Raw genomic sequence first — 13229 nt, 5'->3', positions numbered from 1 at the left:
TCGTAACTCCGCCAGGCCAGAAGTGAGAAATCGTCGCCTTATGCTCTTCCCAAAATGGCTGGCCCAGTCATGAGATTCAGGTCGGTTTCCGCGGCGTTTTCCAACATCCATGAACAGGCATAATAATCTTCGATGCGATCGATGACGCGACCGGCGACATGGACACGAACCGGCCACGCGACCTGCCACCGGTCGCCTCGCTGGAAGAGCACGATCAGGACAGGCTCTCCGTCGATCGCCCCCAACTCCATGGTCCACGTCTCCGGGTTTCGCTCGTATTCGACGAAATAGGGAGAACTTCTGAGCAGGCCGTCGAAGCAGTCGGCGACCCGCAACCGAGCATCGGCGCTGGTGAGGCTCCGCACGCCATCCCAGTCATGGCGGTTGAAGAGGTCAACATAGCGCTGCAAGAGCCCCGCGGTGTCGGGATCAAGCGGACGGTTCGGTTCACCGGCAGGTTCAGGGGGCAAGTCGGCGAGCTTCGCCCGTCCGCGGGAGAGCGCGGATTTGACGCCCCCAACCGTCGAGTCCACGAGTTCTGCGGTCTCTTCCAGCGAATAGTCGAACACGTCCTTCAGGAGGATGCAGGCGCGCTCCTTGGGCGGCAAGTGGCCAACCAGCCGTTCGATGGCGCGGCGTGCATCGGTCGCTGCCGGCTCTGCAGAGACAACGCCGATGTCGTCCGAATAGGCGTGCTCCGCGCGCTCGCGCACATCGCGTCGCCTCAGAAAGTCGATGCAGCGATTGTGAGCGATGCGAAACAGCCAGGGCTTCAGCCGGCGGGCATCGTCGAGGGTCTCAATGTTCGTATAGGCCTCGAACAGCGTCTCCTGCACGAGATCCTCACCGTGGAGGCGTGAGGCCGTCATGCGGGCGCAGTAGCGATGCAGTTGGGCGCGGACGCCTGACACCGTCTCGAGGAAGGCGCGATATCGCGCATCGAACAGGCCGGTCGGTCGCTCGGGCATGTCCTTCAGCTGCCACATCTGGGTTTCAATTTGCCAGTCATGCGACCTCCTGACCTTCCGCGCGTGTTTCCGCGGTTGCGGCCAGACCAAGCTTGGGGCGAACCCATTGTGCCAACCGCGCGATCGCGTCGTCGGCTTCGGGAGCGCGGCCGGCCATCATCTGGAACGAGTGCAGCATCCCCGGAAATACGTCTATGCGCACCTCGACGCCGGCGGCTTTCGCGCGGTCGGCGAGCGCTCGGCTGTCGTCGAGCAGGGTTTCGTCTCCGCCCACTTGCAGATAGATCGGCGGCAGGCCCTTCAGATCGGCAAAGATGGGGCTGGCGAGTGGATGCCGGGGATCGGTCCCTGCAAGGACTTGCGATACCAGCATATCCACGACCGCCTTCTGGAAGAAGGCGTCCTTCTCACGGTTGCTTTCGTAGGAGTGCCCGCTCGCCGACAGATCATACCAGCCAGAGATGCTGAGGATCGCGGCCGGCAGCGGCCGTCCCGCATCGCGGAGTTTCATCGTCGCCGCAACGATCAGGCCAGCACCAGCGGAATCGCCTGCAGCTATGGTGTGCTTCGGCGCGACACCCTGCTCGGCGAGCCATTCGAACGCGGTCACGGCCTGCTCGATTTGGCGCGGAAACTTGCTCTGGAAAACGACCATCTTGCGATGGGTCCAGATCGATCCGCCGACATAGCCACCGCCGTGCAGGTAAAGCATGACCCGGTCTTTGGCTGCCGTTTTTGGCTGAATCCACAGCGCGGTCTTGTCGCCGACGTTCGTCTCGACGTAATCGACGCCGCCCGGTTCTGCCGTCAAAACGGACCACTCGGATGCTTCCTGTGGCGATTCTCGACCGCTGCGGAAAGCCTCCGCGAGCGTTTCGTATTGTATCTTGTTCGCTAGGCTCTGCTTGCTGTTCATTTGTCACGCTCCAATTCGTCCAGGAGGGCGATGTCAAGGATGACCGTGCCCATGAACAGCTAAGACGGATGAACCCAGCGGATACGTGGCCGGCAGATGCAACGCCTCGCCGGTGGCCGTTGCCGCGGACCCCGGGTGTCAAACCCAGCAAGGCTAGGCTGCTCCACCCTTCTCTGTGGGACGTTCGTTCCAGACATTCGCCGATCGGCCAGATGCTTCGTCTATGCCGTCGCCGGGTGGCCGGGGGCTGGGACTATTGACTATTATCGCCGAGCCAACATCGCTTTAAACATGCTGCTCTATCCTCTTCTACTCCGCAGTACGCCCCATCACTCCCACTCGATTGTACCTGGGGGCTTGCTCGTCACGTCGTAGACGACGCGGTTGATGCCGCGCACTTCGTTGATGATGCGCGTAGCGGCGGCACCGAGGAAGGCCATGTCGTAGTGGTAGAAATCCGCTGTCATGCCGTCGACCGAGGTGACGGCGCGCAGCGCGCAGACGAACTCGTATGTGCGGCCGTCGCCCATCACGCCGACGGTCTGCACCGGCAGCAGCACGGCGAAAGCCTGCCAGATGGCGTCGTAGAGGCCGGCCTTGCGGATCTCGTCGAGATAGATGGCGTCGGCCTCGCGCAGGATCTCCAGCTTTTCGCGGGTGATGCCGCCCGGGCAGCGGATGGCAAGACCGGGACCGGGGAACGGATGCCGGCCGATGAAGCTGTCGGGCAGGCCGAGCTCCTTGCCGAGCGCCCTCACCTCGTCCTTGAACAATTCGCGCAGCGGCTCGACGAGCTGCATGTTCATGCGTTCGGGCAGGCCGCCGACATTATGGTGCGACTTGATCGTCACCGACGGGCCACCGCTGAAGGAGACGCTTTCGATGACGTCGGGATAGAGGGTGCCTTGCGCCAGAAAATCGGCGCCGCCGAGCTTCTCGGCCTCCTCCTCGAACACCTCGATGAACAGCCGCCCGATGGTCTTGCGCTTCTTCTCGGGGTCCGACTCGCCCTCGAGCGCGCCGATGAAACGGTCCGCAGCGTCGACCAGGATGAGGGGCAGATTGTAATGCTGGCGAAACATCTCCACCACGCCTGATGCCTCGTCCTTGCGCATCAGCCCATGGTCGACGAGGATGCAGGTAAGCTGGTCGCCGACCGCCTCGTGGATCAGGAGTGCTGCGACAGAGGAATCGACGCCGCCTGAAAGCGCGCAGATCACCTTGCCCTTGCCGACCTGCTTACGGATCGTCTCGACCGCGTGCTCGCGGTAAGCGCGCATCGTCCAGTCGCCCTCAATACCGGCGATATTGTGGACGAAGTTTTGGAGCAGCCTGGCGCCGTCCGGCGTATGCACCACTTCGGGGTGGAACATGAGGCCGTACATCTTGCGCTCGACATTGCCGAAGATGGCGAAGGGCGAGCCCTCCGATTTTCCGAGCACCTCGAACCCCTTGGGCAGGGAGATGACGCGGTCGCCATGGCTCATCCACACCTGGTGGCGCTGGCCGGGCGCCCACAGGCCCTCGAACAACGGGCTGTCCTTGGCGATCTCGACGAAGGCGCGGCCGAATTCGCGATGATCGGAGCTTTCGGCGACGCCGCCCATCTGCACGCACATCGCCATCTGGCCATAGCAGATGCCGAGCACCGGCACGCCGGCGTCGAAGACGATCTGCGGCGCGCGCGGACTGCCGATATCGGCGGTCGAGGCCGGGCCGCCGGACAGGATTACCGCCCTCGGATCGATGCGCTTGAACGCCGCCTCGGCCGACTGGAAGGGCACGATCTCGGAAAAGACGCCGGCCTCGCGGATGCGGCGGGCGATCAGCTGGGTAAACTGGCTGCCGAAATCGACAATCAGGACGGTGTCGGGATGATTGGCTGTTTTCATGGCGAGCGTTTAGAGAAAGAAACGAGTCGGCGCAATGGGTTGCGAGGCCTCTCTCTCATTCCGATTCCGCATCTTCACGCGACAGATCAAACTCGATTGCGCCGGAGGCGATCGCCTGTTCCAGCAGTTGCACCGCCGCGGCCAGCTTCTCGTCGATGACGTGCAGATATTCGGTCCAGTCGCCGACATGCCTCAGATCGGCTGCCCCGTCGGAAATGCCTCGCAGGCCGATAAGCGGCACGTCGAACAGTTGGCAGGCGCGCAGGCAGGCGAAGGTCTCCATATCGACCATGTCGGCGGCGATCGCGTCGTAGGCGGCGCCGGTGACGATTGCCGCACCGGTCGACAGCGTCGCTTGCCCGATGCCTGGAACTCTGAACGGCAGCGGCACGCTGACAGGCAGATCGAGGAACGGCGTGGCGCCCTTCTCGAACCCCAGGGGCGAGGCGTCCATGTCGCGGTAGGCGACTGAAACGGCCTGGTAGATTTCCGTCTGCTCCAGCGTCCGGCTGCCCGCCGAACCGAGCGACACGACGAGATCGGGCAGCGCCACCCCGGCATGCAGCCGGGACAGTTCGGCGCTGAGTCCGACGCCGGCCTCGACCGGTCCGACGCCGGTCATCAGCGGCGTGAACAGCCGCTGCAGGTGTGGACCGTATTCGGCCTCGGCCGCCATGACGAAGAGAACGGACTTGCCGGAGATCGGGGTGAGCTCACCAGGTGCCTTGCCGGCCATGATCGTCGATCCTCCCCTGCCCGTTCCTCAGCCTTCGATGCCGTCGCGGCCGAGCACTGTCATCATCGTTCCGGTCATCGTGGCGATCAGCTTGGCCTCGCCATCGACAGCGAACGCATAGGCTTGTCCGTCGGCGACGATGATGGTGCGGCCGGGCTTGGTCACCGAGCCGCGGAACAGGAAACGCTCGCCCCGGCCCGGCGCTAGCAGATTGACCTTGAACTCGATGGTCAGCACGCCGGAATTTTCCGGCATCAGCGAGAATGCCGCATAGCCGCAGGCCGAGTCGAGAGCCGTCGAAATGACGCCGGCATGGAGAAAGCCATGCTGCTGCGTCAGAGCCGCCGAATAGGGCATTTCGATCTCGATGATGCCGGGCGTCACCAGCGTCAGCTCGGCGCCAATCGTCATCATCGCGTTCTGGCGCGCAAAGGACGTCCTGACGCGGTCCTCATAGTCGGGAGCAGGAACGATCTTTGCTGCCATGGCCGTCGCCCTTCATTTCTCGGCAAATCTTATTGCAAAGTCATTTATCGCAGAGGGGTGGGCGGCAGGCAATCGCAAATGCTGCACTGCAGCATTCGGCCCCGGCTCTGTTTCCATGACAATGGTTCAGCCGGCGCGGCGCAGCGCACAGAAATAGAAACCGTCGGTGCCGCTCAGCAACGGTGACAGCGAAATGCCGCCCGCAGCGCCTATCCGCATGGCCGCTTCGTGGCCCGCAAAACGGCTGTCCCAAAGCTGGCGGTGATCGACAGGGACAAAACCGGGATGGCGGTCCCGGAACGCCGAAACCTGGTCGCCATTTTCCTCGTCGAACACCGAACAGGTGATGTAGACCAGCAGGCCGCCGGGTTTGACGAAGTCGCTGGCGGCATCGAGTATCGTCTCCTGCTCGCCCTTGCGCGCGTCGAGCTGCCTCTGTGTCAGCCGCCATTTGGCATCCGGCCGGCGCCGCCACGTGCCGCTGCCGGTGCAGGGCGCATCGATCAGGACGATGTCCATATGCCTGCCGAGCGGCGCGAGTTCGGCCGGCCTGGTGACGATCTGCACATTGCGGTTTTCCGAGCGGCGGATGCGGTCGAAGATCGGCGCCAGCCTGGCCTTCTCGGCGTCGTGAGCGAAGATCTGGCCGCGATTGTCCATCGCCGCGGACAGCGCCAGCGTCTTGCCGCCGGCGCCGGCGCAAAAATCGAGCACCTGCATTCCAGGTTCGGCGCCGGCCAGTTCGGCCGCAATCTGCGAACCCTCGTCCTGAACCTCGAACCAGCCTTTCTGGAAGGCCGGCTCGGCCTGCACGTTCGGGTGCCTGCCGTCGCCTTCGATCGGCGGGATGCGGATGCCGTGCGGCGCGATCCGCGCAGGCTTGGCGCCGGTCTCCGCCAACTCGGCCAGCACCTTGCCGCGATCGGCCTTGAGCGTATTGACCCTGAGGTCGAGCGGCGGGCGTGTCGCCAGCGCGGCACCCTCTTCCACCCAGGCCGTGCCGAACGCGCGCTCGAACAGCGGCATGCACCAGTCGGGGATATCTGCCCTGATAGCCGGCGGCGCATCGGCGAGCCGGCGACCGCCGAGCGTTGTCAGTTCGTCGGCGGTAAGCAGCGGCGGCGCGAACTTGTCGCCCTCGAGCGCCTCGTTCAGCGACTGCGCCGTCTGGCCCCATTCGAGCAGCAGCGCGCCGAAGCCGATGGCGCGCGGCGTGTCCTCGCCGAGCAGCCAGCCGGCCGAGCGCTTGCGGCGCAGCGCGTCATAGACGATGTTGCCGATCGCGGCGCGGTCGCCGCCACCGGCGAAGCGGTGCGACAGGCCCCAGTCCTTCAGCGCATCAGCCACCGGCCGGTGGCGCCGGCCAATGTCGTCAAGCACTTCAATGGCTGCCGCCAGCCGCCCGCCCAGTCTCATTGTCGTCTTCCATTACTCAGCAAAACAAAATCCGGCCCTGCTCTTAGAGCTTTTCGTGTCCTGATTGAAACAGTTCTGTTTCCCCGACGGCGAGACAATCCATGCAAGGGGTGACGAGGGTGGGTTGGTGCATCGCGAGCCGCCGCCACCAAGCGGGCGCCGGCATGCGTAACCAAACAATTCATTAATATATTACAAGTCTCTAATGTGCATGTCTGGCGCTCACAAGCATAGCGGCTTGCGAAACTGCTCTGCTTTCCAAGTTTTCCGGTTGCGAATACTCTTTGCGCGGTGATTCGCGTCGCAGAAAAGGCGGAGCCGCGGGTCGATACGAGGAGAGGGCAATGAAGACTTATCTGGCGGAAGTTCTAGGCACGTTCCTATTGGTGTTCATCGGCACGGCTTCGGTGGTGACGGGCGGCTTCGGCGGCGCGCTGCCGCTTGGCCAGGAAGGTATCGGTCTGGCGTTCGGCATCGGCCTGATCGCGGCGGCCTATGCGATCGGCCCGATTTCGGGCGCGCACCTCAATCCGGCGGTGACGCTCGGTGTATTCCTCGCCGGGCGGATGCCGGCCAGGGATGTCATTCCCTATTGGATCGCGCAGGTCATCGGCGCCATCATCGCGTCGCTGGCACTGTGGATCATCGTCTCCGGACAGGTGGGCGGCCACACCGGCGGCTTCGGCGCCAATGGCTGGGATGTGACGAAATGGGGCGTCAGCTCGGCCTTGCTGTGGGAGCTGATCGGCACTTTCACCTTCGTCACGGTGATCCTCGGCGTCACCAACGCCAAGCACACCACGGCGTTCGCCGGCCTCGTAATCGGCCTGACGCTGGCCGGCCTGCACTTCGCCATCATCCCGGTGACCGGCACATCGCTCAACCCGGCCCGTTCGATCGGACCGGCGCTGTTTTCGGGAACTGCGGCGATCGGCCAGCTGTGGCTGTTCATCGTCGCGCCGCTGATCGGCGGCGCCATTGCCGGCGTGGTTGCCAAGGCCGGTATCTTCGAGAAGGACTGACTTTTCGGAAGCCCAACGAACAAAGGCGCGGGTCGAGGCCCGCGCCTTTTTTTGTTGCGTCGAGAAATTCGTATGCCCGGATCAGGCCGCCAGGTCAAAACGGTCGGCGTTCATCACCTTGGTCCACGCGGCGACGAAATCCCTGACGAACTTCTGCCCGGCGTCCGCCGACCCGTAGACCTCGGCCAGCGCCCGCAGCTGCGCATGCGAGCCGAAGATCAGGTCCGCGCGGGTGCCGGTCCACTTGACCGCCCTGGTCTTGCGGTCGCGCGCTTCGTAGACTTCATCGGAGCCGGCCGCCGGATCCCAGACAGTGTTCATGGAGAGCAGGTTGACGAAGAAATCGTTGGTCAACGTGCCCGGCCTGTCGGTGAACACCCCGTGCTTCGACTGACCGGTGTTGGCGCCGAGCACCCGCAACCCGCCAACGAGCACCGTCATCTCCGGCGCCGTCAAGGTCAGCAGCTGCGCCCGGTCGACCAGCATCGCTTCGACCGACATCGGCGGCTTGCCCCTGACATAATTGCGGAAGCCATCGATTTTCGGCTCGAGCGCGGCGAAGGACTGGACATCCGTCTGTTCCTGCGAGGCGTCCATGCGGCCTGGCGTGAACGGCACCCCCACGTCATGGCCGCCGTCTTTCGCCGCCTTCTCGACCGCGGCCACGCCGCCGAGAACGATGAGGTCGGCAAGCGAGATCTTCTTGCCGCCGAACTGCGCTGCGTTGAACTCGCTCTGGATGCCTTCGAGCTTTTCGAGCACCTTGGCCAGTTGCGCCGGCTGGTTGACCTCCCAATCCTTCTGCGGCGCCAGGCGGATGCGTGCGCCATTGGCGCCGCCACGCTTGTCGGAGCCGCGGAAAGTCGAGGCCGAGGCCCAGGCGGTCGAGACCAGTTCTGAGACGGACAGGCCGGAGGCCAGGATCTTCGCCTTCAGCGAGGCGATATCCTGCTCGCTGACCAGTTCGTGGTCGACTGCCGGTATCGGATCCTGCCAGATCAGCTCTTCCTTCGGCACGAGCGGGCCAAGATAGCGGACGGCCGGACCCATGTCGCGATGGGTCAGCTTGAACCAGGCGCGGGCGAAGGCATCGGCGAACTGATCAGGATTCTGATGGAAGCGCCGCGAGATCTTCTCATAGCCCGGGTCGACGCGCAAAGCGAGATCGGTGGTCAGCATCGCCGGGGCGCGACGCTTCGACGGATCGTGCGCGTCCGGCACAGTGCCTGCACCGGCGCCGCCCTTCGGGGTCCACTGATGGGCGCCGGCCGGGCTCTTGGTCAGCTGCCATTCGTAGTTGAACAGATTGTCGAAGAAGTTGTTGCTCCATTTGGTCGGCGTCGTGGTCCAGGTCACCTCGAGGCCCGAGGTGATGGCGTCGCCGGCAATGCCGGTAGCGTGCTTGCTCGACCAGCCGAGGCCCTGCGCCTCGATGCCGGCGCCTTCCGGCTCCGGGCCGACCAGCGATGCATCACCGGCGCCGTGGGTCTTGCCGAAGGTGTGACCGCCGGCGATGAGCGCCACGGTTTCCTCATCGTTCATGGCCATGCGAGCGAAGGTTTCGCGGATGTCGCGCGCCGCGGCCAATGGATCGGGCGTGCCGTTCGGCCCTTCCGGGTTGACGTAGATCAGCCCCATCTGCACGGCGCCGAGATGGCCGTGAAGTTCGCGGTCGCCGGAATAGCGCTCGTCGGCGAGCCACTTGGTTTCCGATCCCCAGTCCACGTCCTGCTCGGGCTCCCAGACATCGGCGCGGCCGCCGGCGAAGCCGAAGGTCTTGAAGCCCATCGATTCCAGCGCGACGTTGCCGGTGAGGATCAACAGGTCGGCCCAGGAGATCTTCCTGCCGTATTTCTGCTTGACCGGCCACAGCAGCCGGCGCGCCTTGTCGAGATTGGCGTTGTCCGGCCAGCTGTTGAGCGGCGCGAAACGCTGCTGACCGGCGCCGGCGCCGCCACGGCCGTCGCCGATGCGATAGGTGCCGGCGCTGTGCCAGGCCATGCGGATGAAGAGCGGGCCGTAATGGCCGAAATCGGCCGGCCACCAATCCTGCGAATCGGTCATCACCTGGTGCAGATCCCCGATCACCGCATCGAGATCGAGGCTCTTGAATTCCTTGGCGTAGTCGAAGTCCTCGTCCATCGGATCCGAGAGGCTGGACTGCTGGTGGAGGACGCCAAGGTCGAGCTGGTTTGGCCACCAGTCACGGTTGCTCCTCCTTGCCGATCCATGTGGGACCGGGCATTTGCCGGCGCTGTTGTCGTCGGTTTTCGCGTCCATCTTTGCCTCCGATTTGTTGATTTTCCGGGATTTTGTTGATTTTCCGGGCAGGGCCAGCGAGCCGCGCCATCCTGGAATGGTTCCAGACTAGCCTGCCCGGCCGATAAACACAAATTGCCTTTGCTGTTTATTCTGATAGGTTTTTCTTATGATCGGTTTGACCGTCCGGCAGATGCATTATTTCGAGGCGCTGGCGCAGACGCTGCATTTCGGCCGCGCCGCCAAGCTCGCTGGCGTCAGCCAGCCGGCGCTGTCTTCGCAGATCGCCGAGATGGAGCTGCGGCTCAATTGTCGTCTGTTCGAGCGCGGCGGCAAGGCGGTGCGGATGACGGACGAGGCGCAGGGCTTGCTGCCGCGCATCGAGCGCATCCTTGCCGACGTCCGCGACATCGAGGCGACGGCCCGGCGCGGCCGCCCGGCGCTGGAAGGCCGCTTCCGGCTCGGCATCATCCCGACGGTGGCGCCCTATCTGCTGCCGCATGTGCTGCCGGAGCTGAAACGGCATTTCCCGGCCTTACAGCTGGAACTGCGCGAGGCGGTTACCGCGTCGCTGGTCGACGACACCAGCTCGGGAAAGCTCGACGCCTTCGTCGCGGCACTGCCCATCGATTACCCGGGCCTGGTCACCGAAGAACTTTTCTCGGACCGGTTCTTCCTTGCCGTGCCGGCCGGCGACCCCGCCTTCGCCTCACCGCCGGTGCCGCCGGAAAGCCCCGCGCTGGAAAGGCTGATGCTGCTGGAGGAAGGCCATTGCCTGCGCGAACAGGCGCTCGCCGTCTGCGGCAGCGTGCGGCCGGTGGCGATGGCAAGCTACGGCGCGACCAGCCTGACGACGCTCTTACAGATGGTGGCGCACGGGCTCGGCGTCACGCTCATCCCGGAAATGGCGGCAGGGCCGGCGAGCGCCATGCGCGACCTGAAGATCGTGCCGTTCCAGGAGCCGATGCCGCAGCGCACGATCTGCCTTGCTTGGCGGCGCAACAAGGTGCGCCACGACGAATGCGTCGAACTGGCCAAGATCATCCGCGGGCTGGATGCGGCGGTGCTGGCGGCGTAGAGCGGCGGATGTTGGATCCGGTTAGCCCGAAGCGGACCCGCAGGCCCCCTTCGAAAGGGACGACTTCAACCTTTTTCCCAGGCTGCGAGCAACGGGCCTTTGCTTCCGTAGACAGGGTCCTTGCGCGGCCGGCCGACCCTGGGGATCGTGACGACCGCCCTGTCATGATCGGCAGCGGTCGTACACAGGTCATAGGTGCCGGATGGAGGATAGGCGCCGACGACCAGAAAATCGTCGGATGCGGAAAGACGCTGGTGCCCGGTGCCGGCCGGAAGCACCGCGACGTCGCCGGCCTTCAGCGACAGCGTTCGCCCCTTGCTGCCGCCAAAGCGGACCTTGGCCGTGCCGCGCGCAACGCCCAGCACCTCGTGGATGCGCGAATGGTAGTGGACGTAACCGTAGATGCCGTTGCGCCAGCTATCGCCCCAGCCATTTGCTTCGAAAAGCGCCTCCATGACGGCCGCCGGATCGAAGTCTTCGGGCAGCTTCACAGCGCCGCGATAGACGACAAGCGGCCAGAACGGATGGTTGGGCACCAGGCCATCATCGCTGAACCGAAACGCGTTTGGTTTGCGCGGCCTCAGGAGGTCGGCAACCTCTCGCCTGTCCGGTCTGGCGATACCAGTGACCTGCTCGACGGCTTTCTTCGTGGTTTGCAGAATGCTCATGGTGGGCCCTTGGGGTTGGTGGAAGCTTCATGCCGATTAACCGGTTGGATGGCGGTCGGTTCCGCTGGCGGCAGAGATCTGCGAACGGTGCGGCAGTCATGGACGGTGCTTGGCGTCGCGACAAGATCCAGCACGACGAGGTGTGGAACTGGCAACAAATATTCGTCGGTCGGAGGCGGCGGCATTGGAGGGCGAGATGCGCCGTACCGTGAAACGGAAAGTCTGGTGTGACCCGAAGTCGACCTTCGCAGCCTGAATGGCTGCTTTGCGCCGCATCACAGCCGTTGGGTAGAGAAGATGGTCATCCCAAAAAGCCGAAAGTTCCGTTTGTTCGAATGATGACAACTAAGGAAATTAGGAAACAGCCTTTGCGCGCAATTCCGTGCTTTGGCGTTGCCGAGGGTGCTTCACTAGCATTGATCTTTTTGGTGCGGCATCCACGGCGCCGCGGCGTGCAGTAAGTGGAGAATACAATAGCGGTGAGGGCTGCGATCGGTGAGGTTCAGTGATGAATCATGTGCAGAGTACCAGGTCAAAATGTCTCCGCTCTGACTTCACCTTTATTAAACGACGGCCCTTGATTTTACCTCACCAGATAAGCGGCAGGGGGCGTAACGGCGCGCCGTCCCTCATTCCGTTATGCCTCGTTCTACTGTTGGCATCTCCGGCAAATGGTCAGTTGGCGCCCGAAGCGCCAGCGGTTGCCATAGCTAACGACAGCTCGTCGGTCGTGGTTTCCGAACATACCAAGGTCGACAAAGAACCGTGCAAGCCACAACCGAGCGCGCTCGGATCCTGTCTATCTAGAGAGCTGGTGCTCAGCGAAACACAGGCACTCAAGGAGGGTGCGCAAACGCGCCTGGGCGAGCATGAAGTGGCTTTACGCCGCGAATTGGCCGCAGCACGAGCGGAGCTACTCGTCATGCAGCGCAGCATACGTGAGCTAAGCGCCCAAGCACACGTGCTGGCAGACACGGTGGCTCAGCAAGCACAAGCCCTAAAAGAGCAGCAGCGAACAGACGAAGCGCTCGCGCTCGATCTGGAGACGGCGCAGCGCGTTATCGAAAGCTACAGGGCTGAAGCCAGTCTCTGGAACAGCGAGAAGGCTGCCGCGCTTGGCGCGCACCCCTCTATGGAAGCCTCCCAGCTTGCTGCGAAGCGAGCGCTTGATGACGAGCGGCACAAGGTTGAGTTCCTGGAACAAGAACTTGCCACGGCTCGCCAAACTATCGATGCTCTTAAGACAGGCGCAAATCTGGCAGCCGTCGAGCAGGCCACCGCCATAAGGGACCGACAGGTGGCCGAGGCCGCTCTAAAGCAGGTTCGAGAAAGACTCGAACGGGGACGCGAACGAGCAGATTCAGCTGTACGTGACCTCGATATTGTTCGCCAGGAGCGCGATGCTTTAAAGCAGAATTCGGTAGCATTGAGTGCGGCGCTCGACCAAGAGCGTGAAAGGGCTATCGGCCTGGCCCGCAGCCTCAGTGCGGCGCGTGAGGCAATTGATACTGTCAAGGGTAAGCGTCGGACTGCGGCTGTGGAGCGCGCGCCGAAAACACGTACCCCCGCGAGTGCACTTGCAAGTAGGTTATCGCGTTCGGGCGCCAAACCAGCCCGTAAACCGGGCTTGCCGGAAAAACAGAGAGTGAAGGTCCAAAAGTCGCCGCAAACTGCTCTGCTGGCAACCATACCTCTTCCCGCAGCATTGCTTCCAACACGGCCATCAAAAAGCTCGAGCCGCGCGAGTGAAGACTAGTGAGCGAAAGCCGCAGGGGAGACGACTATGAA

At 63.6% G+C, this 13229-nt stretch carries 11 protein-coding genes; 3 read left to right on the top strand and 8 right to left on the bottom strand.

Going from position 1 to position 13229, the window contains the following annotated elements; genetic code table 11:
- Positions 1–38: 38 nt before the first annotated feature.
- The 6 genes from NKJ17_RS12095 to NKJ17_RS12070 all read right to left on the bottom strand — a co-directional run bounded on the left by NKJ17_RS12095 (position 39) and on the right by NKJ17_RS12070 (position 6414).
- Complete coding sequence (locus tag NKJ17_RS12095) at positions 39–986, bottom strand: sigma-70 family RNA polymerase sigma factor (RefSeq protein WP_352688509.1); 948 nt, start codon at positions 984–986, stop codon at positions 39–41.
- A gap of 19 nt (positions 987–1005) precedes the next feature.
- Positions 1006–1884 carry an alpha/beta hydrolase gene (locus NKJ17_RS12090; protein ID WP_352688507.1) on the bottom strand — a complete coding sequence of 293 codons (879 nt, stop codon included), beginning with the start codon at positions 1882–1884 and terminating at the stop codon, positions 1006–1008.
- 329 nt (positions 1885–2213) lie between these two features.
- The gene (gene guaA / locus NKJ17_RS12085; RefSeq protein ID WP_352688505.1) at positions 2214–3776 is read right to left on the bottom strand and encodes a glutamine-hydrolyzing GMP synthase; all 1563 of its coding nucleotides are present in this window, start codon (positions 3774–3776) and stop codon (positions 2214–2216) included.
- A gap of 55 nt (positions 3777–3831) precedes the next feature.
- Positions 3832–4512, bottom strand: coding sequence for a 5'-methylthioadenosine/S-adenosylhomocysteine nucleosidase (locus tag NKJ17_RS12080; RefSeq protein ID WP_352688503.1), 681 nt, complete (start codon positions 4510–4512; stop codon positions 3832–3834).
- A 27-nt stretch (positions 4513–4539) separates the two neighbouring features.
- Positions 4540–4998: a PaaI family thioesterase gene (locus NKJ17_RS12075; RefSeq protein ID WP_023677140.1), complete on the bottom strand. Its 459-nt coding sequence runs from the start codon at positions 4996–4998 to the stop codon at positions 4540–4542.
- 126 nt (positions 4999–5124) lie between these two features.
- Positions 5125–6414 (bottom strand): RsmB/NOP family class I SAM-dependent RNA methyltransferase, encoded by a 1290-nt coding sequence (locus NKJ17_RS12070; protein WP_352688501.1) that lies wholly within the window; start codon positions 6412–6414, stop codon positions 5125–5127.
- A 344-nt stretch (positions 6415–6758) separates the two neighbouring features.
- Between NKJ17_RS12070 and NKJ17_RS12065 the strand changes: the two genes are divergently transcribed.
- Entirely contained in the window at positions 6759–7436 is a 678-nt protein-coding gene (locus tag NKJ17_RS12065) for an MIP/aquaporin family protein (protein ID WP_254819333.1), read from the top strand.
- Between the two features lie 81 nt (positions 7437–7517).
- Here the strand turns inward: NKJ17_RS12065 and katG are convergent, their stop codons facing one another.
- Complete coding sequence (gene katG, locus NKJ17_RS12060) at positions 7518–9716, bottom strand: catalase/peroxidase HPI (RefSeq protein ID WP_352506879.1); 2199 nt, start codon at positions 9714–9716, stop codon at positions 7518–7520.
- A gap of 148 nt (positions 9717–9864) precedes the next feature.
- Here katG and NKJ17_RS12055 point away from each other — a divergent pair, with 148 nt between their 5' ends.
- Positions 9865–10773, top strand: a complete 909-nt coding sequence (locus NKJ17_RS12055) for a hydrogen peroxide-inducible genes activator (RefSeq protein WP_352506880.1) — start codon at positions 9865–9867, stop codon at positions 10771–10773.
- Between the two features lie 65 nt (positions 10774–10838).
- Here the strand turns inward: NKJ17_RS12055 and NKJ17_RS12050 are convergent, their stop codons facing one another.
- Positions 10839–11441 (bottom strand): cupin domain-containing protein, encoded by a 603-nt coding sequence (locus NKJ17_RS12050; RefSeq protein WP_352688499.1) that lies wholly within the window; start codon positions 11439–11441, stop codon positions 10839–10841.
- A 508-nt stretch (positions 11442–11949) separates the two neighbouring features.
- Here NKJ17_RS12050 and NKJ17_RS12045 point away from each other — a divergent pair.
- Positions 11950–13197: a coiled-coil domain-containing protein gene (locus tag NKJ17_RS12045; protein ID WP_352688497.1), complete on the top strand. Its 1248-nt coding sequence runs from the start codon at positions 11950–11952 to the stop codon at positions 13195–13197.
- Positions 13198–13229: the final 32 nt, after the last annotated feature.

The sequence above is a fragment of the Mesorhizobium sp. M0208 genome (assembly GCF_040322015.1).
Classification (GTDB): Bacteria; Pseudomonadota; Alphaproteobacteria; order Rhizobiales; family Rhizobiaceae; genus Mesorhizobium.
The sequence above is the reverse complement of the archived record's forward strand: the minus strand, read 5'-3'. Positions and strand labels throughout refer to the sequence as shown.

Excerpts from the sequence above, each read along its gene's own strand:
- katG (WP_352506879.1), bottom strand. The coding sequence starts at position 9,716 with ATGGACGCGAAAACCGACGACAACAGCGCCGGCAAATGCCCGGTCCCA.
- NKJ17_RS12050 (WP_352688499.1), bottom strand. The coding sequence starts at position 11,441 with ATGAGCATTCTGCAAACCACGAAGAAAGCCGTCGAGCAGGTCACTGGT.
- NKJ17_RS12065 (WP_254819333.1), top strand. The coding sequence starts at position 6,759 with ATGAAGACTTATCTGGCGGAAGTTCTAGGCACGTTCCTATTGGTGTTC.
- NKJ17_RS12070 (WP_352688501.1), bottom strand. The coding sequence starts at position 6,414 with ATGAGACTGGGCGGGCGGCTGGCGGCAGCCATTGAAGTGCTTGACGAC.
- guaA (WP_352688505.1), bottom strand. The coding sequence starts at position 3,776 with ATGAAAACAGCCAATCATCCCGACACCGTCCTGATTGTCGATTTCGGC.
- NKJ17_RS12080 (WP_352688503.1), bottom strand. The coding sequence starts at position 4,512 with ATGGCCGGCAAGGCACCTGGTGAGCTCACCCCGATCTCCGGCAAGTCC.
- NKJ17_RS12095 (WP_352688509.1), bottom strand. The coding sequence starts at position 986 with ATGTGGCAGCTGAAGGACATGCCCGAGCGACCGACCGGCCTGTTCGAT.
- NKJ17_RS12075 (WP_023677140.1), bottom strand. The coding sequence starts at position 4,998 with ATGGCAGCAAAGATCGTTCCTGCTCCCGACTATGAGGACCGCGTCAGG.
- NKJ17_RS12045 (WP_352688497.1), top strand. The coding sequence starts at position 11,950 with ATGAATCATGTGCAGAGTACCAGGTCAAAATGTCTCCGCTCTGACTTC.
- NKJ17_RS12090 (WP_352688507.1), bottom strand. The coding sequence starts at position 1,884 with ATGAACAGCAAGCAGAGCCTAGCGAACAAGATACAATACGAAACGCTC.
- NKJ17_RS12055 (WP_352506880.1), top strand. The coding sequence starts at position 9,865 with ATGATCGGTTTGACCGTCCGGCAGATGCATTATTTCGAGGCGCTGGCG.